General features: G+C 60.2%; 23 protein-coding genes. 9 read left to right on the top strand and 14 right to left on the bottom strand.

From position 1 onward, the window contains the following. Nucleotides 1-50: 50 nt before the first annotated feature. Nucleotides 51-833, top strand: coding sequence for an aldolase (locus ACM6JQ_RS12280; protein ID WP_414893898.1), 783 nt, complete (start codon nt 51-53; stop codon nt 831-833). A gap of 22 nt (nt 834-855) precedes the next feature. Continuing rightward, nucleotides 856-1,737: a dihydrodipicolinate synthase family protein gene (locus ACM6JQ_RS12285; protein WP_414893900.1), complete on the top strand. Its 882-nt coding sequence runs from the start codon at nt 856-858 to the stop codon at nt 1,735-1,737. A gap of 138 nt (nt 1,738-1,875) precedes the next feature. Here ACM6JQ_RS12285 and ACM6JQ_RS12290 read toward each other — a convergent pair whose 3' ends face one another. From ACM6JQ_RS12290 to ACM6JQ_RS12300, 3 genes are all read right to left on the bottom strand, one after another. Continuing rightward, nucleotides 1,876-2,220, bottom strand: a complete 345-nt coding sequence (locus ACM6JQ_RS12290; RefSeq protein ID WP_007916316.1) for a YegP family protein — start codon at nt 2,218-2,220, stop codon at nt 1,876-1,878. 190 nt (nt 2,221-2,410) lie between these two features. Further along, nucleotides 2,411-2,716 carry a ribbon-helix-helix domain-containing protein gene (locus ACM6JQ_RS12295; protein ID WP_007916314.1) on the bottom strand — a complete coding sequence of 102 codons (306 nt, stop codon included), beginning with the start codon at nt 2,714-2,716 and terminating at the stop codon, nt 2,411-2,413. Nucleotides 2,717-2,729: 13 nt separating this feature from the next. Further along, nucleotides 2,730-3,311, bottom strand: coding sequence for a DJ-1/PfpI family protein (locus ACM6JQ_RS12300; RefSeq protein WP_007916312.1), 582 nt, complete (start codon nt 3,309-3,311; stop codon nt 2,730-2,732). A 269-nt stretch (nt 3,312-3,580) separates the two neighbouring features. Between ACM6JQ_RS12300 and ACM6JQ_RS12305 the strand changes: the two genes are divergently transcribed. Continuing rightward, nucleotides 3,581-4,471 carry a DMT family transporter gene (locus ACM6JQ_RS12305; RefSeq protein WP_414893901.1) on the top strand — a complete coding sequence of 297 codons (891 nt, stop codon included), beginning with the start codon at nt 3,581-3,583 and terminating at the stop codon, nt 4,469-4,471. 24 nt (nt 4,472-4,495) lie between these two features. Here ACM6JQ_RS12305 and ACM6JQ_RS12310 read toward each other — a convergent pair whose 3' ends face one another. From ACM6JQ_RS12310 to ACM6JQ_RS12325, 4 genes are all read right to left on the bottom strand, one after another. Then, nucleotides 4,496-5,713 carry a class I SAM-dependent methyltransferase gene (locus tag ACM6JQ_RS12310; RefSeq protein ID WP_095113821.1) on the bottom strand — a complete coding sequence of 406 codons (1,218 nt, stop codon included), beginning with the start codon at nt 5,711-5,713 and terminating at the stop codon, nt 4,496-4,498. 329 nt (nt 5,714-6,042) lie between these two features. Next, a complete protein-coding gene (locus ACM6JQ_RS12315; protein ID WP_095113822.1) occupies nt 6,043-6,660 on the bottom strand; it encodes a TPM domain-containing protein in 618 nt (205 codons plus the stop codon). 33 nt (nt 6,661-6,693) lie between these two features. Continuing rightward, nucleotides 6,694-7,449 carry a TPM domain-containing protein gene (locus tag ACM6JQ_RS12320; protein WP_095113823.1) on the bottom strand — a complete coding sequence of 252 codons (756 nt, stop codon included), beginning with the start codon at nt 7,447-7,449 and terminating at the stop codon, nt 6,694-6,696. A 13-nt stretch (nt 7,450-7,462) separates the two neighbouring features. Then, entirely contained in the window at nt 7,463-8,071 is a 609-nt protein-coding gene (locus ACM6JQ_RS12325) for a LemA family protein (RefSeq protein WP_007916301.1), read from the bottom strand. A 261-nt stretch (nt 8,072-8,332) separates the two neighbouring features. Between ACM6JQ_RS12325 and bglX the strand changes: the two genes are divergently transcribed. Then, nucleotides 8,333-10,624: a beta-glucosidase BglX gene (bglX, locus tag ACM6JQ_RS12330; RefSeq protein WP_095113824.1), complete on the top strand. Its 2,292-nt coding sequence runs from the start codon at nt 8,333-8,335 to the stop codon at nt 10,622-10,624. A 132-nt stretch (nt 10,625-10,756) separates the two neighbouring features. Here bglX and ACM6JQ_RS12335 read toward each other — a convergent pair whose 3' ends face one another. The 5 genes from ACM6JQ_RS12335 to ACM6JQ_RS12355 form a co-directional block, all read right to left on the bottom strand. Further along, a complete protein-coding gene (locus ACM6JQ_RS12335) occupies nt 10,757-11,914 on the bottom strand; it encodes a phospholipase D-like domain-containing protein (protein WP_414893903.1) in 1,158 nt (385 codons plus the stop codon). A gap of 1 nt (nt 11,915) precedes the next feature. After that, entirely contained in the window at nt 11,916-12,506 is a 591-nt protein-coding gene (locus tag ACM6JQ_RS12340; RefSeq protein WP_095113826.1) for a YceI family protein, read from the bottom strand. Nucleotides 12,507-12,725: 219 nt separating this feature from the next. Then, entirely contained in the window at nt 12,726-13,022 is a 297-nt protein-coding gene (locus ACM6JQ_RS12345; RefSeq protein ID WP_414893905.1) for an amidase, read from the bottom strand. Further along, complete coding sequence (locus ACM6JQ_RS12350; protein WP_414893906.1) at nt 13,019-14,092, bottom strand: serine hydrolase domain-containing protein; 1,074 nt, start codon at nt 14,090-14,092, stop codon at nt 13,019-13,021. Before ACM6JQ_RS12350 ends, ACM6JQ_RS12345 begins: the two co-directional genes overlap by 4 nt. Nucleotides 14,093-14,258: 166 nt before the next feature. Beyond that, nucleotides 14,259-15,137, bottom strand: coding sequence for an acyl-CoA dehydrogenase (locus ACM6JQ_RS12355; protein ID WP_414893907.1), 879 nt, complete (start codon nt 15,135-15,137; stop codon nt 14,259-14,261). 153 nt (nt 15,138-15,290) lie between these two features. Here ACM6JQ_RS12355 and olsB point away from each other — a divergent pair, with 153 nt between their 5' ends. Continuing rightward, nucleotides 15,291-16,046 (top strand): L-ornithine N(alpha)-acyltransferase, encoded by a 756-nt coding sequence (olsB, locus tag ACM6JQ_RS12360; protein ID WP_007916280.1) that lies wholly within the window; start codon nt 15,291-15,293, stop codon nt 16,044-16,046. After that, nucleotides 16,046-16,837 carry a lysophospholipid acyltransferase family protein gene (locus ACM6JQ_RS12365; RefSeq protein ID WP_095113830.1) on the top strand — a complete coding sequence of 264 codons (792 nt, stop codon included), beginning with the start codon at nt 16,046-16,048 and terminating at the stop codon, nt 16,835-16,837. Before olsB ends, ACM6JQ_RS12365 begins: the two co-directional genes overlap by 1 nt. Before the next feature lie 124 nt (nt 16,838-16,961). Here ACM6JQ_RS12365 and ACM6JQ_RS12370 read toward each other — a convergent pair whose 3' ends face one another. Then, nucleotides 16,962-17,540, bottom strand: coding sequence for an ACP phosphodiesterase (locus tag ACM6JQ_RS12370; RefSeq protein WP_007917067.1), 579 nt, complete (start codon nt 17,538-17,540; stop codon nt 16,962-16,964). A 170-nt stretch (nt 17,541-17,710) separates the two neighbouring features. Between ACM6JQ_RS12370 and ACM6JQ_RS12375 the strand changes: the two genes are divergently transcribed. The 3 genes from ACM6JQ_RS12375 to ACM6JQ_RS12385 are packed head-to-tail and all read left to right on the top strand — an operon-like array spanning nt 17,711 to nt 20,292. Continuing rightward, complete coding sequence (locus ACM6JQ_RS12375; RefSeq protein WP_007917068.1) at nt 17,711-18,013, top strand: ArsR/SmtB family transcription factor; 303 nt, start codon at nt 17,711-17,713, stop codon at nt 18,011-18,013. Between the two features lie 34 nt (nt 18,014-18,047). Beyond that, nucleotides 18,048-19,214 (top strand): MFS transporter, encoded by a 1,167-nt coding sequence (locus tag ACM6JQ_RS12380; protein ID WP_007917078.1) that lies wholly within the window; start codon nt 18,048-18,050, stop codon nt 19,212-19,214. A 28-nt stretch (nt 19,215-19,242) separates the two neighbouring features. Further along, complete coding sequence (locus tag ACM6JQ_RS12385; protein WP_007917079.1) at nt 19,243-20,292, top strand: alkene reductase; 1,050 nt, start codon at nt 19,243-19,245, stop codon at nt 20,290-20,292. A 395-nt stretch (nt 20,293-20,687) separates the two neighbouring features. Here the strand turns inward: ACM6JQ_RS12385 and emhR are convergent, their stop codons facing one another. Next, nucleotides 20,688-21,320 carry an efflux system transcriptional repressor EmhR gene (gene emhR, locus ACM6JQ_RS12390; RefSeq protein WP_007917080.1) on the bottom strand — a complete coding sequence of 211 codons (633 nt, stop codon included), beginning with the start codon at nt 21,318-21,320 and terminating at the stop codon, nt 20,688-20,690. Between the last annotated feature and the right edge of the window lie 188 nt (nt 21,321-21,508).

The raw sequence follows: 21,508 nt of genomic DNA on the forward strand, positions 1-21,508 counted from the left end.
TGTCATATAGCCTCTTTCGTGTCATTTGCAATCACCCAAAGGACACAGACATGGCCAAGACATTAGCACTACCCAAAGACCAACTGGTCAAGCAAGCACTGACCCAGATGCAAAAAAGCCTGGCGGATAATACGTGGACAGACCGGCAAAAGCTGGCCCTGACTTGTCGGATTCTCTTCGAGAACGGCCACGACTCCGGCCTCGCCGGCCAAATCACCGCCCGTGGCCCGCAGCCCGGCACCTATTACACTCAGCAATTGGGCCTGGGTTTCGACGAAATCACCGCGAGCAATCTGCTGCTGGTCAACGAGGATCTGGAAGTCCTCGAAGGTCACGGCATGGCCAACCCGGCCAACCGTTTCCATAGCTGGGTGTACCGCGCACGCCCGGATGTGAATTGCATTATCCACACCCACCCGACCCACGTGGCGGCGTTGTCGATGCTGGAAGTACCGCTGCAGATTTCCCACATGGACCTGTGCCCGCTGTACGACGACTGCGCATTTCTCGAGGGCTGGCCGGGTGTGCCGGTGGGCAACGAAGAAGGCGAGCTGATTGCCGGTGCGGTGGGCGACAAACGCGCGATCCTGCTTTCGCACCACGGTCAGCTGTCGACCGGTACGACGATTGAAGAAGCCTGCGTCATCGCTCAATTGATCGAACGCGCGGCCAAACTGCAACTACTGGCGATGGCCGCCGGCACGATCAAACCGATCATCCCTGAGCTGGGCCGTGAGGCGCACGACTGGATCGCCAAGCCGAAGCGCCACGCCGCTGCGTTCAACTACTACGCCCGGCAGAACCTGCGCCAACACGCCGATTGCCTGAACTGAAACCTGTTACGGAGAGATTCCCATGTCCACTATTCACGGCATCATCGGCTACACCATCACCCCGTTCGGCGCCAATGGCGAAGGGCTGGATTTGCCAGCGCTCGGGCAATCGATCGATCGCCTGATCGACAGCGGCGTCCACGCCATCGCCCCACTGGGCAGCACCGGCGAAGGCGCTTACCTGAGCGACGCGGAGTGGGATCAGGTCGCCGAGTTCAGCATCAAGCATGTGGCCAAACGCGTGCCGACCATTGTCAGCGTGTCCGACCTGACCACCGCCAAAGCCGTGCGCCGCGCGCGTTTCGCCGAAGCCCATGGTGCCGACGTGGTGATGGTGCTGCCGGCTTCGTACTGGAAACTCAGCGAAGCGGAAATCCTCGCCCACTACCGCGCCATCGGCGAGCGCATCGGCGTGCCGATCATGCTCTACAACAACCCGGCCACCAGCGGCACTGACATGTCGGTGGATTTGATTCTGCGCATCGTCAATGCCGTGGACAACGTGACCATGGTCAAGGAGAGCACCGGCGACATCCAGCGCATGCACAAGCTGCAATTGCTCGGTGAAGGTCAGGTGCCGTTCTACAACGGCTGCAATCCGCTGGCGCTGGAGGCGTTTGCGGCCGGGGCGAAAGGCTGGTGCACGGCGGCACCGAACCTGATCCCGCAGTTGAATCTGGATCTTTATGACGCGGCCATGGCCGGCGATCTGGATCGCGCGCGGGATTTGTTTTACCGCCAGTTGCCGCTGCTGGATTTCATCCTCAAGGGTGGGTTGCCGGCGACGATCAAGGCCGGATTGCGTCAGACCGGGCTGGAGGTGGGTGATCCGCGCTTGCCGGTATTCCCGTTGAGTGAGGCGGGCCAGACGCAGCTGCAAGCAATCCTGAAAACCCTGCGCTGATCCACTGACAACGCAAAAACCTGTGGGAGCTGGCTTGCCAGCGATGGCGGTGAATCATTCAACATCAATGCTGAATGAAATGGCCTCATCGCTGGCAAGCCAGCTCCCACAGGAATGGTGTTGGATTTGAAAGCGGGTTTAGAGAACCGGCAAAGTCTTGTCCTTGATCACTTTGCTCGGCCCGTTCACCTTGACGCTGGCAATGCCTTTATCGCACGCCGCATCCGATGAATACGCTTCGCTGCTGCCGATGACCTGATGATTGGCCGCTTTCAGGTTGAAGTACGGGTGGCCGTCCTTCGTCGATTTCTTCTCGTAGCGCTCATCGAGCGGGCTGTTGGTTTGCACCGCCGCGATGCCGCCGTCGGCCGCTGCGCGAGTGGTGTACAGCTCGCTGGTCAGAATCGTTTCGGCATTCGCCGCTTTCAACACGAACCTGAACTGGCCGTTGCTGCTTTTACTGAGTTCGTACCATCCGGACATGTTCGTTGCTCCTTGGCGATTGAGAGATTTCGCGCAAATGAGTAAAGACCAGCCCCAGCCTTCTGTCGCCTGTACCGGCCCAATCGCTGGCAAGCCAGCTCCCACAGAGGTCTGGTGTGCCCTATAACTGTGCCGCATCACAATACCTGTGGGAGCTGGCTTGCCAGCGATGGGGTCAACCCGGTCTGGCCTATTTCACCACCGCCCGCACCACCGACAACTCCGGCGCACTCACCCGCCGCTGACTCAGATAGCGCATACAACTCACCCGCAGGAACGAGGCAAAATTCACCACCTCACCGCGATAATCCATCACCTCTTCATACAGCTTGGCGATCAGTTGGTTGGTGGTCATGCCGTCGACCTCGGCGATTTCGCTGAGGATGTCCCAGAACTGATTCTCCAGGCGCAGCGTCGTCACCACGCCGCAGATGCGCAGCGAACGCGAGCGTGACTCATAAAGAATCGGGTCAGCCTTGACGTAGAGCTCGCACATCAGCGGATCCTCGTTACAGGGTGATTTTAGTGCCGAGCAAGCCGAGGAAACCCGCCAGCCAGTTCGGATGCGCCGGCCATGCCGGCGCCGTGGCCAGATTGCCTTGAACGTGGCCGTCCGTCACCGGAATATCGATGTACGTCCCGCCCGCCAGTCGCACTTCCGGCGCGCAGGCTGGATAGGCGCTGCATTCGCGACCTTCCAGAATGCCCGCTGCTGCCAGCAGTTGCGCGCCGTGGCAAACGGCAGCAATCGGTTTACCGGCCTTGTCGAAGGCACGCACCAGGTCGAGGACTTTTTCGTTCAGGCGCAGGTATTCCGGGGCACGACCGCCGGGGATCAACAGCGCGTCGTAATCGGCTTCGCTGACCTTGGCGAAGTCGAAGTTGAGGGCGAACAGGTGGCCGGGCTTTTCGCTGTAGGTCTGATCGCCTTCAAAGTCATGGATCGCGGTGCGCACGGTTTTGCCGGCAGCCTTGTCCGGGCATACGGCGTGGACGGTATGACCAACCATTTGCAGGGCCTGGAATGGCACCATCACTTCGTAGTCTTCGACGTAATCGCCGACCAGCATCAGGATCTTTTTCGCGGCCATGGGGAGGTCTCCTCTGGGGGAATGCTTGGGAGTATTCAAGGTAGACCTATTCGACAGTGACGGGTAACAACGGGCTACTACCGAGTTGACGCCATCGCGAGCAGGCTCACTCCTACAGGGGTACGCATCTCAACTGTAGGAGTGAGCCTGCTCGCGATGGCGTCAGCAAACTGTACGGATAAGTCTGTGCCTAGCTGTAACAGCCCGCAACGCCCGGTTTATGGCTTGATGAAGGTCATTCCCAACCACCTTCAATTTCGGTCCCCATCATGTCCTCGCGCGAAAACACCGGCATGGCCCTCGGCCTGCTCGGCGTGGTGATCTTCAGCCTCACCCTGCCCTTCACCCGCATCGTGGTGCAGGAACTGCATCCGCTGCTCAACGGTTTGGGCCGCGCATTGTTCGCAGCGATTCCGGCGGCGCTGCTTCTGTTATGGCGGCGCGAAAAGTGGCCGACCTGGCAGCAAATCAAAGGCCTGAGCATGGTGATCGCCGGGGTGATTCTAGGTTTTCCGGTGTTGTCGGCGTGGGCAATGCAAACCTTGCCCGCGTCCCACGGTGCACTGGTCAACGGCTTGCAACCATTGTGCGTTGCGCTCTATGCCGCATGGCTGTCCCACGAACGTCCATCGAAAGCCTTCTGGGCCTGTGCGGCGTTGGGCAGTGCATTGGTGCTCGGTTATGCGTTGTACACCGGGGCCGGCAGTATTCAGGCCGGTGATCTGTTGATGCTCGGCGCGATTGCCGTCGGCGGCTTGGGTTACGCCGAAGGTGGCCGGTTGGCCAAGGAGATGGGTGGCTGGCAGGTGATCTGCTGGGCGCTGGTGCTGTCGACGCCGTTGTTGATCGGGCCGGTGCTGTATCTGGCGCTTCAGCATCAGGGCGCGGTATCGGCCAAGACCTGGTGGGCGTTTGGGTATGTGGCGTTGTTTTCGCAGTTTCTTGGGTTCTTTGCGTGGTACGCCGGTCTGGCCATGGGTGGGATTGCCCGGGTCAGTCAGATCCAGTTGTTGCAGATCTTCTTCACCATTGCGTTTTCGGTGCTGTTCTTTGGCGAACATGTCGAGCCGATTACCTGGCTGTTTGCGTGTGGCGTGATTGCAACGGTCATGCTCGGTCGTAAAACCGCGGTGCGCCCGACGCAACCTGCCACAGCTTGAACACATAACCTTGTAGGGACCGAGTCAGGCGAGATAGCCATCCGCGCGCAGCAAGGTTTCCAGGCAGTGTTCGCTGATGTTGTAGAACGCTTTCAACTCTTCGATCTTCACCAACAACTGCGCTGGGTCGACCGGCTCGGCGCGTTTCACCGCCAGAATCATCTTGTTCTTGTTGGTGTGCTCCAGCGAGATGAACTCGAACACCTTGGTCTCGTAACCACAGGCTTCAAGGAACAACGCACGCAGGCTGTCGGTGACCATTTCCGCCTGCTGACCCAGGTGCAAACCGTATTGCAACATCGGTTTGAGCAGCGCCGGGCTCTGGATCTGCAGGCGAATCTGTTTGTGGCAGCACGGCGAGCACATGATGATCGACGCGCCTGAGCGGATGCCGGTGTGGATCGCGTAGTCGGTGGCGATGTCGCAGGCATGCAGGGCGATCATCACATCCAGCTCGCTCGGCGCCACGCTGCGCACGTCACCGCACTTGAACACCAGCCCCGGATGATCGAGTTTCGCGGCGGCAGCGTTGCACAGGTTGACCATCTCTTCGCGCAACTCGACGCCGGTGACTTCGCCTTCCGCCTTAAGCGTGTTGCGCAGGTAATCGTGAATCGCGAACGTCAAATAGCCCTTGCCCGAACCGAAATCCGCCACGCGTACCGGTTGGTCCAGCGCCAGCGGTGACGAGGTCAGGGCATGGCTGAATACTTCGATGAACTTGTTGATCTGCTTCCACTTGCGCGACATCGCCGGAATCAGCTCATGTTGCGCGTTGGTCACGCCCAAGTCTTTGAGGAACGGTCGGCTCAACTCAAGAAAACGGTTTTTCTCACGGTTGTGCTCGGCGGACGGCGCCTCGCGCAATTGCTGAGGTTTGCTCTTGAACAGCGAAGGCTTGCCCTTTTTGCTGTATTCCAGCTGAGCTTCGTCAGTTACCGCGAGTAAATGCGCATTCTTGAACGAGGCCGGCAACAGCGCGGCAATCGCCGCCACGCCGTCGACCAGGGTCAGGTTTTTGGTGATGTCGCGGGTTTTGTAGCGATAGACGAACGACAGATTCGGCTGCGCTTTGACCGTCACCGGTTTGATGATGACTCGCTGCAAATCCACTTCTTCGCCGACGTACTTGGCCAGCACCAGTTTGATGAAGCCGTTCTGGTCGAGGCTGGTTTGCAGCAGCTCGATGAACTGGGCGTGGTGATCGGGCGCGGGCTTGGTGGCAGGTGCAGTAACGGACATGGAAAAGCGGCCTCGGACGGGCGAAATCGGGAATGGCGGGTATTTTAGGGGGGATGGGGGTTGGGGACACGCTCTTATTTACCCAAAGGTTGTCAGAAGCACCCTCACCCTAGCCCTCTCCCGGAGGGAGAGGGGACTGACCGAGGTGTTTTCACGAGTTACGCCGACCTGAAATACCGAGCCGAACTCAGGTCAGAACGAGTTGCTTTGAATCCATGATCGACTCGTTCTTTCAGGTCGATGTCGAGCACCAGACACCTCGGTCGGCCCCCTCTCCCTCTGGGAGAGGGCTGGGGTGAGGGTTTGGATCTAAAACAGGAAGAAAGTATTCAGCCCAACACCACCAACCGATTCGGCAACTCATTCCTCACCTGCGTCACCGGCACATGAACCTTCAGCAATTCCCCACACGCCTCGATACACGTCACAAACCCCTCCAGCGTGCGCCCGTGCCTGACCTGCTCGGTAAACGCCGCGACAATCGCATCCCAGGATTTATTATCGAGCCGTTTGGAAATCCCCTCATCCACCAGAATCTCCACATACCGCTCCGCCTCACACACAAAAATCAGCATTCCCGTGCTGCCCACAGTGTGGTGCAGGTTCTGCTCGAGAAACTGCCGCCGCGCCAGGTTCGACGCGCGCCAGTGCCGTACGCGGCGGGGAATCAGATGGGTGGTGATTTTCGGCAAACGAAACAGCAGGCACAGCACGATAAACGCGCCCCATTGCACCAGCAGCAGACTGCGCAGGGTCAGCCAGCCGGTCAGGTAGTGCACGACGCCCGGCACCACCAGCGCCAACAGGCTCGCCCACAGCAGCGGGATGTACGCGTAGTCATCAGCGCGCGCCGCGAGCACCGTTACCAGTTCGGCGTCGGTGTCGCGCTCGACCCGGGCAATCGCCTCGGCGACTTTGCGTTGTTCGTGTTCGGTCAGTAGTGCCATGTTGAAAAGTGCCTGCTCATTATTCTTCTGATTTCACCAGCCGCCGGACGAACCACCGCCGCCGAAACTGCCCCCGCCGCCGCTGAAGCCCCCGCCTCCACCGCCGCCGCCAAAACCGCCACCACCGCCGAAGCCGCCCCCTCCTCCGGAGCCACCCCGGCCGGCAGGCAGGATACCGAGCATCTGGCAGACAAACACCGTCAGGATGAACAACATAACCAAAAACACGAACAATCCCGGGTGCCGCGAGATGAAATCATCGGACGGATCACCACTGGACTCATAAACCGTCGATGGCTCATCCAGCGGATTACCACCGAGCACCACCAGCATCGCCGCGACGCCGTCGCTGATGCCTTTGCTGAAGTTGCCGCTTTTGAATGCAGGAGTGATGACTTGATGAATGATCACTGAAGTCTGCGCGTCGGTCAGCCGGTCTTCGAGGCCATAACCGACTTCGATGCGCAGTTTGCGCTCGTCACGGGCAACGATCAGCAGCGCGCCGTTGTTCTTGTCCTTTTGACCAATCGCCCAATGACGCCCGAGCTGAACGCCGAAGTCCTCAATGGTCGTGCCTTGCAGATCCGGCAGCGTGACCACGACTAACTGCTCGCCGGTCGCCTGCTCGTGGGCCTGCAACTGCTGGCTCAGTTGCGCGCGCACCGACGGCTCGAGCATCTGCGCTTCGTCCACCACCCGCCCGCTCAGCGCCGGGAACGTCAACTCGGCGTGGGCGCTGAAGGCTAATACCCACAGCACCAACACCAGGCCCATTTTCAACACGCGCATGGACAACCTCGAATCAGAATTTCACTTCCGGGGCCTTTTCCGCGCCGGGCGTGGTGGCTTCGAAGGTTTCGCGGATCGGCAGATCGCTGTACATCACGCTGTGCCAGAGGCGACCGGGAAAGGTGCGGATCTCGGTGTTGTATTTCTGCACCGCCAGAATGAAATCGCGGCGTGCCACGGCAATGCGGTTTTCCGTGCCTTCCAGTTGCGATTGCAGGGCGAGGAAGTTCTGGTTGGCTTTCAAGTCCGGATAACGCTCGGAGACCACCATCAAACGGCTCAATGCGCCGCTCAGTTGATCCTGCGCCTGCTGGAACTGCTTGAGCTTCTCGGGATTGTCGAGAGTGCTGGCGTCGACCTGAATCGACGTGGCTTTCGCCCGCGCCTCAATCACTGCCGTGAGAGTTTCCTCTTCATGCTTGGCGTAACCCTTGACCGTCTCCACCAGATTGGGGATCAGGTCGGCACGGCGCTGGTACTGGTTCTGCACCTGGCCCCATGCGGCTTTGGCCTGTTCATCGAGGGTCGGGATATTGTTGATGCCGCACGCGGTCAACAGCGTGGCCAGCACCAGCAGTGTGGCGACCTGCAAACGTGAGCGATTGGTTGGGCTTACATTCATCGCGGTGATGCTCCTTGGCACATATCATTATAAAAACCGAGCGCGAAACATTCTCAGCGGGCTCTTGGGGCATAATCGGCCGCGTCGCTGGATTACGACGGGGCAATGGGCTAAAAAGTGCCCTGCGTGATCATGCGGCCAAGTGTCGGCTGCCGTTTTTGGCTCTGTTTCTTTGAGCCTGTACCCGAACAACAATAGTAGCTCCCTAAATTTTGGCTGGCCGGCGTTGCATCGCCGCTTGGGCCCTTGAGAAAACTATTCATGAAGAAGCTGTGTTTGCTGGGTCTGTTCGTCAGCCTGGCCAGTCATCAAGTATTGGCCGCCACGACCCCGGTACCCCTGGAAAACAAGGATGCGTTCATCAGCAACCTGATGAACCAGATGACCCTCGATGAAAAGATCGGCCAGTTGCGCCTGATCAGCATCGGCCCGGAAATGCCCCGCGAGCTGATCCGCAAAGAGATCGCTGCCGGCAATATCGGCGGCACGTTCAACTCGATTACCCGCCCGGAAAACCGGCCGATGCAGGACGCTGCCATGCGCAGCCGCCTGAAGATTCCGATGTTTTTTGCGTACGACGTGATCCACGGTCACCGTACGATTTTCCCGATTCCGCTGGCCCTCGCGTCGAGCTGGGACATGGATGCCATCGGCCAATCCGGTCGCGTGGCCGCCAAAGAAGCCGCCGCCGACAGCCTCGACATTACCTTCGCGCCGATGGTCGACATCTCCCGCGACCCGCGCTGGGGCCGTAGCTCCGAAGGTTTCGGTGAAGATACCTACCTGACCTCGCGCATTGCCGGCGTCATGGTTCGCGCCTATCAGGGCGCCACCCCGAGTGCGGCCGACAGCATCATGGCCAGCGTCAAGCACTTCGCCCTGTACGGCGCGGTCGAGGGCGGTCGCGACTACAACACCGTCGACATGAGTCCGGTGAAGATGTACCAGGATTACCTGCCGCCGTACCGCGCTGCGATCGATGCTGGCGCCGGTGGCGTGATGGTTGCGTTGAACTCGATCAACGGTATTCCGGCCACCGCCAACACCTGGCTGATGAATGATCTGCTGCGCAAGGACTGGGGCTTCAAAGGCCTGGCGGTCAGCGACCACGGCGCGATCTTCGAACTGATCAAGCACGGCGTGGCCCGCGACGGTCGTGAAGCGGCGAAGCTGGCAATCAAGGCCGGCATCGACATGAGCATGAACGACACCCTGTACGGCAAAGAGCTGCCGGGGCTGCTCAAGTCCGGCGAGATCGAACAGAAAGACATCGACAACGCCGTGCGTGAAGTGCTCGCGGCCAAGTACGACATGGGCCTGTTCAAGGACCCGTACCTGCGCATCGGCAAGGCTGAAGATGATCCGGCCGACACCTACGCCGAGAGCCGTCTGCACCGCGCCGAGGCCCGCGAAGTGGCGCGTCGCAGCATGGTGCTGCTGAAGAACCAGAACGAAACCCTGCCGCTAAAGAAAGACGCGAAAGTCGCGCTGGTCGGCCCGTTGGCCAAAGCCCCGATCGACATGATGGGCAGTTGGGCGGCCGCCGGGCGCCCTGCGCAATCGGTGACGCTGTTCGATGGCATGAGTTCGGTGATCGGCAACAAGTCGAACCTGATCTACGCCCGTGGCGCCAACATCACCAGCGACAAGAAGGTGCTCGACTACCTGAACTTCCTCAACTTCGATGCCCCGGAAGTGGTCGACGATCCGCGCCCGGCCAACGTGCTGATCGACGAAGCAGTGAAAGCTGCCAAGGATGCTGACGTGATCGTTGCAGCGGTAGGTGAATCCCGTGGCATGTCCCACGAGTCCTCCAGCCGCACCGACCTGAACATCCCGGAAACCCAGCGCGAGCTGATCCGCGCACTGAAAGCCACCGGCAAACCGCTGGTGCTGGTGCTGATGAACGGCCGCCCACTGACCATTCTCGAAGAGAACCAGTCGGCTGACGCGATTCTGGAAACCTGGTTCAGCGGCACCGAGGGCGGCAACGCCATCGCCGACGTGCTGTTCGGCGACTACAACCCGTCGGGCAAACTGCCGGTGACCTTCCCGCGCTCCGTGGGCCAGATCCCGACTTACTACAACCACCTGAGCATTGGCCGGCCGTTCACGCCGGGCAAACCGGGCAACTACACCTCGCAGTATTTCGATGACACGACTGGCCCGCTGTTCCCGTTCGGGTATGGCCTGAGCTACACGCAATTCGCCCTGAGCGACATGGCGCTGTCGTCGACCACCCTGAACGCCACCGGCAAGCTCGACGCCAGCGTCATGGTGAAAAACACCGGCAAGCGCGACGGCGAAACCGTGGTGCAGTTGTACATCCAGGATGTCACCGGTTCGATGATCCGCCCGGTGAAAGAACTGAAGAACTTCCAGAAAATCATGCTCAAGGCCGGTGAACAGAAAGTCGTGCACTTCACCATCAGCGAGGATGACCTGAAGTTCTACAACGCCCAGCTCAAGTACGCGGCGGAGCCTGGCAAGTTCAACGTGCAGATCGGCCTGGATTCCCAGGACGTGACGCAGCAGAGCTTTGAACTTCTGTAATTTTTCAGGCAACACATAAACCTGTGGGAGCTGGCTTGCCAGCGATGAGGCCGGCACATTCAACATCTCTGTTGACTGATACTCCGCCATCGCTGGCAAGCCAGCTCCCACAGTGTTTTTTTGGTGTAGCAACTATCCCCGGCGATCCAGCAGATTGACCACCACCCGATCCACCCAGCCCCACACCCGCTGCTTGACCCGCCGCCACAACGGCCGGCGCCGCCACTCTTCCAGACTCACTTGCTGACTCAGCCCGAAGTCCTTGACGAAACTCGCCTCTACCGCTGCCGTTAATGACGGATCCAGCGCCTCCAGATTTGCCTCCAGATTGAAGCGCAGGTTCCAGTGATCGAAGTTGCACGAACCGATGCTCACCCAATCGTCGACCAGCACCATTTTCAAATGCAGAAAGCACGGCTGGTATTCGAAGATCCGCACCCCGGCCTTGAGCAGTCGTGGGTAGTAGCGATGCCCGGCGTAGCGCACTGACGGATGATCGGTGCGCGGCCCGGTGAGCAGCAGCCGCACATCGACACCGCGCGCAGCAGCCTTGCGCAGGGAACGGCGGATTTTCCACGTTGGCAGGAAGTACGGTGTGGCCATCCAGATGCGTTTTTGTCCGCTGTTCAAGGCGCGAAACAGCGATTGCAGAATGTCGCGGTGCTGGCGGGCATCGGCATACGCCACACGGCCCATGCCCTCGCCCTTGTCCGGCACCCGAGGCAGGCGCGGCAGACCGAAATGCGCGGCCGGGCGCCAGGCGCGGCGATAACGGTTGGCGATCCACTGACGGTCGAACAGCAATTGCCAGTCGATCACCAGCGGGCCGCGGATCTCGACCATCACTTCGTGCCATTCGCTGGTGTCATGGCCCGGCGTCCAGAACTCATCGGTGACACCGGTGCCACCGACCACCGCGAGACATTGATCGACCAGCAGCAATTTGCGGTGATCGCGATAGAAGTTGCCGACCCAGCGCCGCCAGTTCAGCCGATTGTAGAAACGCAGTTCGACCCCGGCATGAGTCAGACGCTGACGCAGATTGAGGGTGAAAGCGAGGCTGCCGTAATCATCGAACAAGCAACGCACACGCACGCCACGTTCGGCCGCCAAAACCAGCGCCTGCACAATGGTTTCGGCACAAGCACCAGCCTCGACCAGATACAACTCCAGCTCGATCTGCTCCTGCGCACCAGCAATCTGCTCGAGCATGCGCGGAAAGAAATGCGGGCCGTCGATCAACAGCTCGAAACGGTTGCCATCCCGCCACGGGAACACCGCGCCGCGCATGTCAGCGCGCCGTGAAGATCAGCACCGCACCCACCGGCACCGACAGACTGATGGCCGACAGATCGGCGAGTTTGCGCAGGCTTTCCAGCCCCGGCACGAGGTCGAAATCCTCGGCGTTGATCACCAGCGGCTCTAGCGTGACCACTTGAAAACGTCGATCATCGAGACGCGTCGCCAGCAGTTCGGCGGGATATTCGTGTTGTTTGCCGTGCAAATTGACGGTGAGTGGCAGGCGCAATTCCAGCTGCGCACCGGGGGCCAGATCGTTGATCGGGCGCAAATCAATCTGCGTAGTGATGGTCGCTTCGGGGAATTGCTCGATCTGGAACAGCTCCTTGCGCATGCGTTCGTCGCGCAGCGGGATACCGCTGTTGATCGAGTCCAGCTCGACTTCGACTTCGGCGCGCCCATTGGGGTCGACCTTGCCATGCAGCACCAGAAAGCGCTGCACTTCGGAAATGTGGGCGTTTTTCGTGCTGACGAACGACAGCCGCGACGACTCGCCGTCCAGATACCAATTGGCCTGCGCCGGCAGCGCGACGGCGGCGAGCAGCAGGCTGGACAGGGTTGCACTGAGGGAGCGGTTGAACATTGAACACTCGTGGGGCCGATAAACCTGCACGAACCTTAACCGCCTATGCCGTTATTGCAAACTCGGTCGCCGCAAATCTATCAATTGATGAAAATCCCTGTGGGAGCTGGCTTGCCAGCGATGGCGGTGTATCAGTCACACAAATATTGCCTGTGCCGACGCAATCGCTGGCAAGCCAGCTCCCACAGGGGCCTCTGTTCACAGGAGGATTGCGGGTTTTCAGGGGTTCAAGCGGCAGCCCAAGCGTTCGCTCAACCACTGGGCGCGGTGGCTGCGGCCCATGCCGCTGACCGTGATGGTTTTGCTGGCAGGGTCATCGGTGAAACCGCTGGTCGGCAGCCACTGCTTTACGTAGCCACGGCAGTATTGCGCGTCGTTATTCATCACATAGCGGCACGAACAATATTCCTTGGCGGTGTACGCGCTGATGATGTCGGGGAAGGCCCACAGATTTTCGCGCTCGTAGACGACCCAGCCGAGCAGCAAAACCAGCAGCAACAGCAAAAAGCGCTTCATGGCCGCACCGCCTTCAGCACGCGTTTGAGCAATTCGTTGTGCCGATAACTGCCGTCGCGGTCATCGGCGTAGCGCACGATCACCAGGTTGGCGCTGGGGATTACGTACAGCGCCTGGCCCCAATGGCCAAGCGCGGCGAAGGTGTCGGGCGGTGCATCGGGCCACGGTGACAAGGCGCCATCGGCCGGACGATTGAGCCACCATTGTCCGCCGGGCACCGCTTCGTCCTGATGAGCCTTGTAACCGGCGAAGGGCTGCCGATTGAAGTCGACCCAATCCTTGGGCAGCAATTGCCGATCGTTCCAGCGCCCGTCACGGGCCATCAACAGCCCGACGCGCGCCAGATCCCTTGCCGTCAGGTAAGCGTAAGACGACGCGACAAACGTGCCGCTGGCATCGGTCTCCCAAACAGCGTGGCGAATGCCCAACGGCTCGAACAACGCCTCCCACGGATAATCCGCATAACGCTGCGGGCCGACGATCGTTTTCAACGCTGCCGCCAAGAGATTGCTGTCGCCACTGGAATAGCGGAAGGCCTGCCCCGGTTCGGCGTAGGCATCGTGATCGGCGGTAAACGCAGCCATGTCGCGATGACCACGGGTATAGAGCATCGCCACCACCGAGGATTTCAGCGGGGCGTATTCGTAGTCTTCCTGCCAATCGATACCAGAGGCCCAGTGCAGCAGATCGGCGATTTTTATCGCCGGGTATTTGGTCAGTAACGGGTAAAACTTCGCGGCCGGATCGTCGAGTTTGAACAGGCCCTCGCCGTAGGCCACACCGAGCACGCTGGCCATCAGGCTTTTGCTGATCGACCAGGTCAGGTGCGGGGTTTGTGCTGTGGTCGGGCCGGCGTAGCGTTCGTAGATGATCTGGCCGTCGCGGATGATCAGCAGCGCGTCGGTGCGGATGCCTTGGCGGGTGCTGTCATCGCGGGGCGGGAAGGCGTAATGATCCAGCGCCTCTGTATCGGTGACCTTCGGGCCGGTTGGCCACTCTTCACCCGGCCATTGTTCGGCGTGAACGGTGAAGGTGATCAGCAGCAGAAACAGCGACAGGCCTTTGCACATGGTGGAGGCTCATGGAAAGAACCTGCTGAGACTAGTCGGGGTTTATGACAAGTATGCGGTGTTATTTAGATTGCTATCGCGAGCAGGCGAAGGCCTACAGGGGATCGCATTTCAACTGACGAAACTCGATCAACTGTAGGCCTTCGCCTGCTCGCGATGAGGCCCTTCAGCCCGCCACCAAAGCCTTGGCCAAGCGCTTGGCCCTGGCCCCTGCGGCCAACTGCATCAACCCTTGATCGCGCTGCCACATCTGCGCCCATTCTGCCGGCCCGTCAGCCAAGGCCTGACTCACCTCCCCCTCCAGCGCCGCAAACTGCGCAAACAACCCACCCAGCAACACATGTCCGGCGGGATTGTTCGGCGGTTGCCGGCTCGCCTCGGCACACCCGGCCAACAGCGCCAGCAAACGCAATTGCAGCGCTTGCGGCCAGTCGCTGTCCTGTCCGACGCCATACAGCCACGCGGTCATCGCGCTCAGCACATAAACGTCCTCCAGGGTGCGGAACGGTTTGACGTAAGCGTCCCAACCATCGCCGGCCAACAACTCGCACAACGCGTTATCAAGCTGCAGCCGACCATGGCTGATGTCCGGCATCAATGGCAGCGCCGGCAGTTTCTCTACCGTCACACCGGGCTCGCCGGGATACACCACCGCCAGACTCAAGCGCGGCGTTTCACCGGGTGCTTCACTGCGCGCAGCGATCAGCAACCAGTCCGCCGCATCGCCGGCCGTAACGAAATCCTTGCGCCCACTCAGGCGCAAATCGCTCAGCCGCGTGAGCATGTCCGCCGGACGCAGACTGCGCTGTTCGGTCGCACACAATGCACCGAGGCTCAGCGGCGCACTCGGCCACAACATGCGCAAGGCCGCTTGGTAACCGACCAGAAACGCCAGCCCCGGGGTGGCCATCCGCCGCCCGCCCGCGACCGCCAATTCGAACGGCGTGACGTTGCCCAGTTGCTGCAACAACGTCGCAAAACCCTCGGCCAGGTCAGCAACGGCGGGCAATCGGTCAGGGCTGTGCAGCAGATCTGGCCAGGGCATAAGAGGCTCCTTGTGGGCTGTCATATAAGCATCACCAAAGGTTCATGGCGATGACACCGGGGCTACATAGCCTGACTTTGCACAACACGGCTGCATAAAGAAAGTCGATCGGCTGCAACCCACGACGGGTTAAAGGCCCGTACGGAGATTCACATGACTCAGATCGCCCGCATCAGCGACACCGGCAATGAACGCCGCCTGCAAGCCGAACGCCTGATCGGCGCCGAGGCCTTGCAGCAAGCCCAGGCCCTGCGCTTCAACGTCTTCAGCGGCGAGTTCAACGCCAAATTGAAAGGCGCGGAGCTGGGTCTGGACATGGATGATTATGATGTTCACTGCAGCCACATCGGCGTGCGTGATCTGAACACCGGCCGTTTGGTCGCGACCACGCGTTTGCTTGATCACACCGCCGCCAGCAGCCTCGGCAAGTTCTACAGCGAAGAAGAATTCAGCCTGCACGGCCTCGCCCATCTGCAAGGCCCGATCCTCGAAATCGGCCGCACCTGCGTCGACCCGGCGTACCGCAACGGTGGCACCATCGCGGTGTTGTGGGGCGAGTTGGCCGAAGTGCTGAATCAGGGCGGCTACAGCTATCTGATGGGTTGCGCGAGCATCCCCATGCAGGACGGCGGCATCCAGGCCCACGCGATCATGCAGCGCCTGCGCGAACGTTATCTGTGCACCGAACACCTGCGCGCCGAGCCGAAAAATCCGCTGCCGACGCTGGATATTCCATCGAACGTGATCGCGGAAATGCCGCCACTGCTCAAGGCTTATATGCGTCTGGGAGCGAAGATCTGCGGCGAGCCGTGCTGGGACGAAGATTTCCAGGTCGCCGACGTGTTTATCCTGCTCAAACGCGACGAACTCTGCCCGCGCTACGCCAAGCACTTCAAGGCGGCCGTGTGATGAGCCGGTTGCGCGTATACGCGCGGATCGCGCGGGTGCTGCTGGTGGTGGCTCTGGGGTTGACCATGGCCAGCGTCTTTGGCGTGTTTGAACGCATTGGCCTGGCGCATTCGATGGAGCGGCGTCAGCGCTGGTCGCGCTTCTTCATGGCGCGCCTGAGCAACGCCCTGCCCTTTCGGGTGACGGTGCACGGTGAGCTGCCGAAGCAGCCGATGCTGTGGGTCAGCAATCATGTGTCGTGGACCGACATTCCGCTGCTCGGCATGCTCACGCCGCTGTCGTTTCTGTCCAAGGCCGAAGTGCGCACCTGGCCGGTGGCTGGTTGGCTCGCGGCGAAAGCTGGCAGCCTGTTCATCCGTCGCGGTTCGGGCGACAGCCAGTTGATCCGCAAGCAGATGACCCGTCATCTGCAAACCGAGCATGCGTTGCTGATGTTTCCGGAAGGCACCACCACCGATGGCCGTTCGCTGCGCACCTTTCACGGCCGTTTGCTGGCGGCGGCGATTGATTCCGACGTGATGCTGCAACCGGTGGCGATTCGTTATCTGCGTGACGGCGAAATCGATGCGCTGGCGCCGTTCATTGGCGACGATGATCTGCTCTCGCACCTGATGCGCCTGTTCAGCAATGATTGCGGCGATGTTGAAGTGCACTTGCTCAAGCCGATGGCCTGTCAGGGACGAGAGCGTGCTGCGCTGGCGTTTGAAGCGCAGCAGGCGGTGCAGAAGGCGTTGTTTGGCGCAATTCCGGAAACCCTACAATCCCCAATGCGTCCGGCAATCGCTGCCTGAAATACAAATCCTGAAATCGCCTTGGCCCCTGTGGGAGCTGGCTTGCCAGCGATAGCGGTAGACCAGCCGACACGAATGTTGAATGTGCTGACGCCATCGCTGGCAAGCCAGCTCCCACAGGGATTCAGGGTGTTGGTGGGGATTGGGCGAAGTCCTGGAGTTGCGGGTAGAAGAGCCGGAAGTCTTCACTGAGCGGCTCATACAACCGCCGCAATTCCTGCATCGCACCCGCCAGTTCCTCCGGCCGGCTCAAGCGCCGCGAGATCCCGCGCAACACCTGCTCCAGCACTTCAAATTCCTGATACGAACCCAGCCAGTCATTGGCGACCATGTGCGGGGCAATCTTCGCCAGTCGCTCGGGCAGTTGCCGCTCGCGGGTCAGAACCCGATAAACGTCAGCGGTGAAAACCTCCAGCGGCTGATCGGCATACAGCCGCCAGTCCCGCGCCAGGCAATGATCGAAAAACACATCGAGCACAATCCCGGCATAACGCCGGCGCGTGTCGGAAAACCGCCCCAGGGCGATATCCACCAGCGGATGGCGATCGGTGAATACATCGATCCGTCGATGCAATTGAATGGCCGCCTCGACCTCGGGCGCAAACTGCCCTTGCAGCCGGCCTTTGACGAAGTCGCCATACAGACTGCCGAGCAGTTGCCCGGGGCGCTGGCCACCGAGGTGTAAATGTGCGAGATAGTTCATGGGCGCAGCTTAGCACTGCGGCCCATAAGCCATACACCCATGTATCGTTATAACGCGATATACCAATTTATGCTGGCGTCAGATCAAAATCATATTGGTGTATCGCGATCTAACGATTTATATTTCGTCACATCGCGATATAGCGTTGTACACATTGTGAGCACCCTGCCATGAACCTCGACCTCGACGAAATAATAAAAGCCCTGGCGCACCCAGTACGGCGAGACATCCTCAACTGGCTGAAAGACCCGAAGAACGAATTTCCGGAACAGTTGCACAACCACGAGTACGGCATCTGCGCCGGGCAGATCGATCAGCGCTGCGGTTTGTCGCAGTCGACCGTTTCTGCACACCTCGCGACGTTGCAACGCGCCGGTCTGATCAGCAGCCAGAAGGCCGGTCAATGGCACTTTTTCAAACGAAACGAGGACGTGATCCAGGCGTTCCTCAGCACCCTCAGTAAAGAGCTCTGACCCTTAACGTCAGCCAGCCGACAAGGAAACCTGCATGCCCCTCTCGCTCCTCATCCTCGCCTTGAGCGCCTTCGCCATCGGCACCACCGAATTCGTCATCATGGGCCTGCTGCCCAATGTGGCGGCTGACCTCGGTGTGTCGATTCCCGGCGCCGGCTGGCTGGTGACCGGATACGCCCTCGGCGTGGCCATCGGTGCGCCATTCATGGCAATGGCTACCGCCAAACTGCCGCGTAAAGCAGCACTGGTGGCGTTGATGGGCATCTTTATTGTCGGCAACCTGCTCTGTGCGATTGCCAGTGATTACAACGTGCTGATGTTCGCCCGGGTGATCACTGCGCTGTGCCACGGTGCGTTCTTCGGCATCGGTTCTGTCGTCGCGGCCAATCTGGTGCCAGCGAATAAACGCGCTTCGGCAGTGGCCTTAATGTTCACCGGCCTGACCCTGGCCAACGTCCTCGGTGTGCCGCTGGGCACTGCGCTGGGTCAGCAATACGGCTGGCGCTCGACCTTCTGGGCGGTGACCGTCATTGGTGTGATTGCGCTGATCGGCCTGATCCGTTTCCTGCCGGCCAAACGTGACGAAGAGAAGCTCGACATGCGCGCCGAGCTCGCCGCCCTCAAAGGTGCCGGAATCTGGCTGTCGCTGAGCATGACCGCGCTGTTCGCCGCGTCCGTCTTCACCCTGTTCACCTACGTTGCCCCGCTGCTCGGCGAAGTCACCGGTGTGTCGCCGCGTGGCGTGACCTGGACGCTGATGCTGATCGGCCTGGGCCTGACTGTCGGCAACATCATCGGCGGCAAACTCGCCGACAAGGGCATGGCCGCGACGCTGATCGGCGTGTTCATCGCCATGGCCGTGGTCTCGACCGTACTGACCTGGACCAGCGTCGCGCTGATCCCCACCGAAATCACCCTGTTCCTCTGGGCCACCGCGTGTTTTGCCGCCGTACCGGCGCTGCAAGTCAACGTGGTGACCTTCGGCAAAGCCGCACCGAATCTGGTCTCGACCCTGAACATCGGCGCCTTCAACGTCGGCAACGCCCTCGGCGCCTGGGTCGGCGGCAGTGTCATCGCTCACGGCTACGGCCTGACCAGCGTGCCACTCGCAGCCGCCGCGCTGGCCGTGCTCGCTCTGCTGGTGACCCTGATTACTTTCCGTCAGAACGGCAATGCCGATCTGGCCCCTGCTACCAACTGATTAACTTTCACCTACGAGGGTTGTAGACATGGCAACTATTTTTGATCCGATCAAACTGGGCGACATCGAACTGGCCAACCGCATCATCATGGCCCCGTTGACTCGCTGCCGCGCCGACGAAGGCCGTGTGCCGAACGCGCTGATGGCTGAATACTATGTACAGCGTGCTTCCGCTGGCCTGATCCTCAGCGAAGCCACGTCGGTGACGCCGATGGGCGTTGGCTACCCGGACACCCCGGGCATCTGGTCCAACGATCAAGTGCGCGGCTGGGCCAACGTGACCAAAGCCATTCACGGCGCTGGCGGCAAGATCTTCCTGCAACTGTGGCACGTCGGTCGCGTCTCGCACCCGTCGTACCTCAACGGTGAAGCACCGGTGGCACCTAGCGCGATCCAGCCGAAAGGTCACGTCAGCCTGGTGCGCCCACTTGCCGACTACCCAACCCCGCGTGCCCTGGAAACCGCTGAAATTGCCGACATTGTCGACGCCTACCGCACCGGTGCCGAGAACGCCAAGGCCGCCGGTTTCGACGGCGTGGAAATCCACGGCGCCAACGGTTACCTGCTCGACCAATTCCTGCAAAGCAGCACCAACCAGCGCACCGACAACTACGGCGGCTCGCTGGAAAACCGTGCGCGCCTGCTGCTGGAAGTGACTGACGCCGCGATCGAAGTCTGGGGCGCCGGCCGTGTCGGTGTGCACCTGGCACCGCGCGCCGACTCCCATGACATGGGCGACGACAATCTGGCGGAAACCTTCACTTACGTGGCTCGTGAGCTGGGCAAACGCGGCATCGCGTTCATCTGCTCCCGTGAGAAAGAAGGCGCCGACAGCCTCGGCCCGCAACTGAAAGAAGCCTTTGGCGGCCCGTACATCGCCAACGAACGCTTCACCAAGGACAGCGCTAATGAGTGGCTGGCCAGCGGCAAGGCTGATGCCGTGGCGTTTGGTGTGCCGTTTATTGCCAACCCGGATCTGCCGGCGCGCTTGAAGGCGGATGCGCCGTTGAATGATGCGCGTCCAGAGCTGTTCTATGCCAAGGGTCCGGTCGGCTACATCGACTATCCGACGCTGTAAGGCATACCGCAGAAACGCGAAAGCCCCCGACTTGTAAGAGTCGGGGGCTTTTTTTGTGTTCGCCTGGAGAGCTATTGCGCGGCTGAGTACGTAGCCCCTCATCGGAACGCCGCCCGCCCAGCCCTCTCCCGAGGGAGAGGGAGCCGATCTGTGTGCTTTTCAAATCTGGAGTTCGACCTGATATCTCAGGTCGGCGTATCTCGAAAGAACACCTCGGTCAGTCCCCTCTACCTCTGGGAGAGGGCTAGGGTGAGGGCAAGCGGCTCACACTCATTCACACAGAAGACACAAATTCCCTACAAAATGCGTAGCTCGCTACGTTTAAACTCCCCCCGCTACGAAGCTATATAAAGGCAGGCCAATTGACATAGGCTGTGCCAATTACGCATTTTGTTTCATTTGCGCAGGCTGGGGCTCAGGCGCAGCATATCCAACCCTGTATCGACCCAACGTTCGGCCTCGGCATGCAGCTCAAAGCTGTCCGGCGCCAGAAGCCATCCATACAGAAGGCCATCGATATAGCTGTGAATGCTGATGGCCGCACGGGCAGTGTCGAGATCTTCCGGCAATTGGCCGCGATTTACCGCATTACGCAACGTCAGAGCGATGCGCTCATTGCAATCGAGACTGACGTCCCTGCGCTGCTGGCGCAAATCGCACATTTCATCGGTGAACTCGCACTTATGAAACAGAATTTCGTTGATACGCCGGGTTTTCGGGTCCAGCGCAACTTGATGAAACAAATGAATCAGCAGTTGGCGCATGCAGCCCAGTGGATCGAGTTCATCTTCGCTTTCGCTGGCCCTCGCCAACTCATCCAGCGGCTCACGCAGCGAATCCAGCATGGCCTGGACCAGGTCGGCCTTGTTGCTGAAATGCCAGTAAATGGCACCGCGCGTGACCCCGGCCAAGGCCGCGATGTCGGCCAACGTCGTACGAGCGACGCCCCTTTCATAAAAGGCTTTCTCCGCCGCTTCCAGAATCTGGCTACGGGTTTCTTGAGCTTCCTCTTTGGTACGACGGACCATGACAGTAAAACCTCAAACAGGATGTTTCAGGGATGGCTGAATATCCGCTGAATAAAGAGGGGGCGATCTCTCACGGATCAGCTCCCCGGCCTACAATTTCAAACCTTGCGACGAGTTTTGTAACAGGGTGGATACGACGCCAAGGTATTTACAAACAACCATGAACGTAAGTATATTCCTTAGCAAGC

Origin of the sequence: Pseudomonas sp. IT-232MI5, from assembly GCF_949767845.1 — a bacterium.
Taxonomy (GTDB): domain Bacteria; phylum Pseudomonadota; class Gammaproteobacteria; order Pseudomonadales; family Pseudomonadaceae; genus Aquipseudomonas.

Excerpts from the sequence above, each read along its gene's own strand:
- ACM6JQ_RS12375 (WP_007917068.1), top strand. The coding sequence starts at position 17,711 with ATGAACCTCGACCTCGACGAAATAATAAAAGCCCTGGCGCACCCAGTA.
- olsB (WP_007916280.1), top strand. The coding sequence starts at position 15,291 with ATGACTCAGATCGCCCGCATCAGCGACACCGGCAATGAACGCCGCCTG.
- ACM6JQ_RS12310 (WP_095113821.1), bottom strand. The coding sequence starts at position 5,713 with ATGTCCGTTACTGCACCTGCCACCAAGCCCGCGCCCGATCACCACGCC.
- ACM6JQ_RS12340 (WP_095113826.1), bottom strand. The coding sequence starts at position 12,506 with ATGTTCAACCGCTCCCTCAGTGCAACCCTGTCCAGCCTGCTGCTCGCC.
- ACM6JQ_RS12285 (WP_414893900.1), top strand. The coding sequence starts at position 856 with ATGTCCACTATTCACGGCATCATCGGCTACACCATCACCCCGTTCGGC.
- ACM6JQ_RS12365 (WP_095113830.1), top strand. The coding sequence starts at position 16,046 with ATGAGCCGGTTGCGCGTATACGCGCGGATCGCGCGGGTGCTGCTGGTG.
- ACM6JQ_RS12315 (WP_095113822.1), bottom strand. The coding sequence starts at position 6,660 with ATGGCACTACTGACCGAACACGAACAACGCAAAGTCGCCGAGGCGATT.
- ACM6JQ_RS12350 (WP_414893906.1), bottom strand. The coding sequence starts at position 14,092 with ATGTGCAAAGGCCTGTCGCTGTTTCTGCTGCTGATCACCTTCACCGTT.
- ACM6JQ_RS12380 (WP_007917078.1), top strand. The coding sequence starts at position 18,048 with ATGCCCCTCTCGCTCCTCATCCTCGCCTTGAGCGCCTTCGCCATCGGC.
- ACM6JQ_RS12320 (WP_095113823.1), bottom strand. The coding sequence starts at position 7,449 with ATGCGCGTGTTGAAAATGGGCCTGGTGTTGGTGCTGTGGGTATTAGCC.
- ACM6JQ_RS12385 (WP_007917079.1), top strand. The coding sequence starts at position 19,243 with ATGGCAACTATTTTTGATCCGATCAAACTGGGCGACATCGAACTGGCC.
- bglX (WP_095113824.1), top strand. The coding sequence starts at position 8,333 with ATGAAGAAGCTGTGTTTGCTGGGTCTGTTCGTCAGCCTGGCCAGTCAT.
- ACM6JQ_RS12325 (WP_007916301.1), bottom strand. The coding sequence starts at position 8,071 with ATGAATGTAAGCCCAACCAATCGCTCACGTTTGCAGGTCGCCACACTG.
- ACM6JQ_RS12300 (WP_007916312.1), bottom strand. The coding sequence starts at position 3,311 with ATGGCCGCGAAAAAGATCCTGATGCTGGTCGGCGATTACGTCGAAGAC.
- ACM6JQ_RS12295 (WP_007916314.1), bottom strand. The coding sequence starts at position 2,716 with ATGTGCGAGCTCTACGTCAAGGCTGACCCGATTCTTTATGAGTCACGC.
- ACM6JQ_RS12335 (WP_414893903.1), bottom strand. The coding sequence starts at position 11,914 with ATGCGCGGCGCGGTGTTCCCGTGGCGGGATGGCAACCGTTTCGAGCTG.
- ACM6JQ_RS12355 (WP_414893907.1), bottom strand. The coding sequence starts at position 15,137 with ATGCCCTGGCCAGATCTGCTGCACAGCCCTGACCGATTGCCCGCCGTT.
- ACM6JQ_RS12305 (WP_414893901.1), top strand. The coding sequence starts at position 3,581 with ATGTCCTCGCGCGAAAACACCGGCATGGCCCTCGGCCTGCTCGGCGTG.
- ACM6JQ_RS12280 (WP_414893898.1), top strand. The coding sequence starts at position 51 with ATGGCCAAGACATTAGCACTACCCAAAGACCAACTGGTCAAGCAAGCA.
- ACM6JQ_RS12370 (WP_007917067.1), bottom strand. The coding sequence starts at position 17,540 with ATGAACTATCTCGCACATTTACACCTCGGTGGCCAGCGCCCCGGGCAA.
- emhR (WP_007917080.1), bottom strand. The coding sequence starts at position 21,320 with ATGGTCCGTCGTACCAAAGAGGAAGCTCAAGAAACCCGTAGCCAGATT.
- ACM6JQ_RS12290 (WP_007916316.1), bottom strand. The coding sequence starts at position 2,220 with ATGTCCGGATGGTACGAACTCAGTAAAAGCAGCAACGGCCAGTTCAGG.
- ACM6JQ_RS12345 (WP_414893905.1), bottom strand. The coding sequence starts at position 13,022 with ATGAAGCGCTTTTTGCTGTTGCTGCTGGTTTTGCTGCTCGGCTGGGTC.